The sequence below is a fragment of the Persicitalea sp. genome, from assembly GCF_041751555.1.
In the GTDB taxonomy this organism is placed as follows: Bacteria; Bacteroidota; Bacteroidia; order Cytophagales; family Spirosomataceae; genus Persicitalea.
Window position 1 is genome coordinate 1 of the sequence record NZ_JBGSXF010000595.1, and the last position, 4,422, is coordinate 4,422.

Consider the following 4,422-nt stretch of genomic DNA (forward strand, 5'->3'; position numbering starts at 1 on the left):
CTGGAAGCGGTGAACAAGCTGGAATTCGTGAGTGATTTTAAACCCGCCGAATTGCACTTTACCGAGTTCGGCGACAGCAGCATTAATTTTCTGATTTGGTTCTGGCTTAAACAAGAGGTCGCCGGCCCACCCCTCGCCAAGAGCGAGGTCATCAAAGCCATCAAGAAGACCTTCGACGCCAACGACATTACCATACCGTTTCCGATTCGCACGCTTGAATTCGCCAAAAGTGACGCGCCCGCGAAGGAGTTGCCGATGTTGGACGGGCGGGAGAATTGAGTGATGATTGATGAGTGATGAGTGATGAGTGATGATAGCGAAGCCCGCGCTGTAATGAAACTACTTATCAAAGATAAAGCCCCGCCCGGAAAACATTCCAGGCGGGGCTTTATCTTAAAGTATGAACTAGCGGAATCCAGTATTCACTAATTCACTCAATCACTAATTCAAAATTAATAACGGTACGTCTCCGGCTTGAACGGTCCTTCGTACGTCACGCCGATGTACTCGGCTTGCTCAGGCGTGAGGGTATCCAGCTTCGCGCCGACGTGCTCGAGGTGCAGCTTAGCAACCTTCTCGTCAAGTACTTTAGGCAGAACATATACCTTATTTTCGTACTGATCCGTGTTGTTCCACAGTTCGATTTGTGCCAAAGTTTGGTTGGCAAACGAGCAAGACATTACGAACGACGGGTGACCCATGGCGCAGCCCAGATTCACCAGGCGACCTTCGGCCAGCACGATGATGTCTTTGCCGTCGATGGTGTACATATCCACCTGCGGCTTGATCTGCGATTTAGTGCTGCCGTAAGTTTTATTCAACCACGCCATGTCGATCTCGTTGTCGAAGTGGCCGATGTTGCAGACGATGGCCTTGTCGCGCATATTGCGGAAATGGCGCTCGCTGATGATGTTGAAGTTTCCGGTGGCGGTCACGAAAATGTTAGCGCGCTCAGTGGCTTCGTCCATCGTTACTACTTCGAAACCGTCCATGGCGGCTTGCAGCGCGCAAATCGGGTCGATTTCAGTCACCAATACTCGTACGCCCACACCACGGAGCGATTCGGCAGAGCCTTTTCCTACGTCACCATAACCAGCCACAACGGCCACTTTTCCGGCCATCATCAGGTCGGTAGCGCGGCGGATGGCGTCCACGAGCGACTCACGGCAACCGTATTTGTTATCGAATTTCGACTTCGTCACCGAATCGTTGACGTTGATAGCGGGCAGGTGCAAGGTGCCTTTCTTCATCCGCTCGTACAGGCGGTGTACGCCCGTAGTAGTTTCTTCGGAAAGGCCTTTAATGCCGTCAATCAGTTCAGGGTAGTCATCGAAGACCATGTTGGTCAGGTCACCACCGTCGTCCAGGATCAGGTTCAGGGGCTGACGCTCTTCACCGAAGAACAACGTTTGCTCGATGCACCAGTTGAACTCCTCCTCGTTCATTCCTTTCCAAGCGTAAACGGGAACGCCCGTAGCCGCAATAGCCGCAGCGGCGTGATCTTGGGTCGAGAAAATGTTGCAGGACGACCAGGTCACGTCCGCGCCGAGGGCAGTGAGCGTCTCAATCAGCACGGCGGTTTGAATCGTCATGTGCAGGCAGCCCGCAATGCGCGCGCCTTTTAGCGGTTGCGCGGGACCATATTCCTCACGAATTTTCATCAAGCCGGGCATCTCAGCCTCAGCCAGCCCGATTTCTTTCCGGCCCCAATCGGCCAGATTGATGTCCTTTACTTTGTAGGGTACGTAGGTAGTTTCAGTTGTCGTTGACATATTCAGGTTTTTGGTTTGCAATCTTTATAAAGTACAAAAATAATAGATAAAACTCTTTTTTGGAAGAATTGTAGATGATAATTGACTTTATAGTTTTTAAATTAGATTAATTGTCCAATAGAATGCAATTCTGCCCAAAAACCAAGTAAAAGTATGCAACTTGTTTAGTGATTGGGGATAATTTGTCTTTATCGAAATAGGACTAAATCACAAAAAAGGCGGAGCCACCTTTCGGTAACTCCGCCTTTCTCGAGGGCCCATCGTCGGCCTACACTTCTTCTATCTCGTTCTCTTCTTCTATAATAGCGGCGACCTCTGTCACTTTCGGGGCACGACCATCGCGGCGTTTGCTCTTGAATTTCTTGACCTGAATTTTCAACGTTTCGACCGCCAAGTCGGTGGCTTCCTCGAACGTTGAACCCTGTTCTTTGACGAACATAGTACCACCCGGCACGTATAGCTTCACTTCGAGTAGTTTAGTATGGACTTTGCTCGTTTCGTTTCCATCCAGTTTGAGGAACACTTCTCCACTCGTGATACGGTCATAAAATGTATCGAGTTTATCCATTTTCTGCTGAATAAACGCCAACAGACTCGCGTCGGCGTCGAAGTGGATGGCTTGCATCTGCAATTTCATAAGCACATAGGTTTAAGTGAAACAAAAATCCTCCTAATAAATCAGGGAATCAATCAAGGTAATTTCTGGCGCAATGTCAAGAGCTTGTGCCGTATTTTTTGCAAAAAAAACAAACTCGAAATCTACAATTCTGCTAAACCTCCTCCAAAAGCGTCCGAAACGATACGTAGCGTTCTTTATAACGCTCGTGATGGCGCTGCTGGAAATCGGCCTGATGCTCGGTTTGGTAGGCGAGGTAGTCTTCCATCGTGCGAAAGCAATACTGCACCGAGTAAGTCACGCCTTCGTTCTCGATTTCGGTCAGCAGCCGCAGCATTTTGTGTTCGGTTGGTAATCCGGTAGCCATCATAGCGGGAACCTGCACGGTTTTCATCCAGTCGAGCCAGTCTTTCTCGGCCATTCGGCTGATGTTATAGGTGGTGTTGTAGAGAATCATACTTCGGGGGTTGTAAGCTTTAGGCTTTCTTTGTTAGGGTGTTTTAGGGCAATATAGGGATACCGTTCCATAAACGATACCTCCGAAGGCAGCTTCTCCTCGACTCACTACATTCAATAACTGCTCCAATAAAAATGGCCTATCGTAAAACGATAGGCCATTCCGTGTAAACCCTCCTCTATCTGTGATATAACTAGTGGGTCTTTGGAAGAGCCGCACATTTACGCAATACACAGGGTGTCAATAGCTTGACAGTTATTTGTATTAAAAGCTTTGTGCCAAAAAGGAATTTTATTACAGATGTTCATAAGTAAGTATCTGTTGATCAGGCAATTGAATTTAAAACTAGATGCATAAATTCGATATGCTATGTATTTGATTTAACGTATATTGGTAAAAAAATCCTCAATCTAGCGTTATTTATGACCATAACTGACCACAACATAACTATACGTTGCGCAGCATTTTAATGTGTTCGATGCCATCCTCGAGGTAAACATCGCCTAATTGCCTGAACTCGAAAGACTCATAAAACTTTCTCAGGTAAAGCTGTGCGCCAATCTGAATTGGCACCGCGCCGTACAATTTTTCAACTGCCTCGATGGATCGTCGCATCAGTTCACGACCAGCCCCATACCGGCGGACGCCCAAACTGGTAGCCACCCGCCCAATGGAGGCAAAGTCGTAAACCACGCCTGGCGGCACGATCCGGGTATAGGCAACCAACGAACCATCGGCTTTGGAAAAACCCAGCAAATGATGACACGCCTGATCCTTTCCGTCTAGATCAGGAAAGGGGCAGTCTTGCTCCACGATAAACACCTCGTTGCGCAGCCGCAGCAACGCATATAGTTCGTCGAGCGTCAAATCAGGAAATTTTTTAAGAATCCAATTGACTTGCATAGATGATAGATATAGATAACGAATAGATATGGATAACGAACAGAGATTATTAGCAGCAATAAAGCCACGTTTCGTATTTTTGCCAAAGTAGCATGAAACCAATCTGTAAGTTGAGTTTTGAATGAAAAATAGTTCGCCAGCCAAAGAAATCGCGTCCAACATTCATTCACTCACTCATTCTATCATTCAAAATTAACTATGGGAAGAGCATTTGAATACCGAAAAGCCCGCATGTTCAAGCGGTGGGACCACATGGCCAAGACATTTACGCGCATTGGCAAAGACATCACGCTGGCCGTAAAGGAAGGTACCGATGACCCCGCCACCAACGCCCGGCTGCGGGTACTGATCCAGAACGCCCGGGCGGCCAATATGCCCAAGGACACTGTAGATCGGGCCATCAAGCGCGCTTCGGAACGCGACCAGGCCGACTACAAAGAAATGGTGTATGAAGGCTATGGTCCGCACGGCATCGCTATCCTGGTCGAAAGTACCACCGACAACCCTACGCGCACGGTGGCCAACGTCCGCAGCTACTTCAACAAGCTCGGCGGCAGCCTGGGTACCATGGGGATGCTGGATTTCCTCTTTGATCGCAAGTGTATTTTTAAGATCGCCAACACGGGTCAGAACGTCGAGGAACTGGAACTGGAACTGATCGACTACGGCGCGGA

5 protein-coding genes and 1 pseudogene are annotated in these 4,422 nt (G+C 48.4%); 2 read left to right on the forward strand and 4 right to left on the reverse strand.

Features of this window, described 5'->3' with window-relative positions; genetic code table 11:
- A pseudogene (locus ACEW8P_RS21030) lies at positions 1-279 on the forward strand (hypothetical protein); the annotation flags it as partial.
- Between the two features lie 173 nt (positions 280-452).
- Here ACEW8P_RS21030 and ahcY read toward each other — a convergent pair.
- The 4 genes from ahcY to ACEW8P_RS21050 form a co-directional block, all read right to left on the reverse strand.
- The gene (gene ahcY, locus ACEW8P_RS21035; protein ID WP_373515038.1) at positions 453-1,772 is read right to left on the reverse strand and encodes an adenosylhomocysteinase; all 1,320 of its coding nucleotides are present in this window, start codon (positions 1,770-1,772) and stop codon (positions 453-455) included.
- Between the two features lie 268 nt (positions 1,773-2,040).
- Complete coding sequence (locus tag ACEW8P_RS21040) at positions 2,041-2,409, reverse strand: HPF/RaiA family ribosome-associated protein (RefSeq protein WP_373515039.1); 369 nt, start codon at positions 2,407-2,409, stop codon at positions 2,041-2,043.
- Positions 2,410-2,542: 133 nt separating this feature from the next.
- The gene (locus ACEW8P_RS21045; protein ID WP_373515040.1) at positions 2,543-2,845 is read right to left on the reverse strand and encodes a DUF4286 family protein; all 303 of its coding nucleotides are present in this window, start codon (positions 2,843-2,845) and stop codon (positions 2,543-2,545) included.
- Between the two features lie 447 nt (positions 2,846-3,292).
- Complete coding sequence (locus ACEW8P_RS21050) at positions 3,293-3,748, reverse strand: GNAT family N-acetyltransferase (RefSeq protein WP_373515041.1); 456 nt, start codon at positions 3,746-3,748, stop codon at positions 3,293-3,295.
- Positions 3,749-3,946: 198 nt separating this feature from the next.
- Here ACEW8P_RS21050 and ACEW8P_RS21055 point away from each other — a divergent pair.
- Positions 3,947-4,422 (forward strand): YebC/PmpR family DNA-binding transcriptional regulator (locus ACEW8P_RS21055; RefSeq protein ID WP_373515042.1); only part of this gene is annotated, 476 nt, incomplete at its 3' end.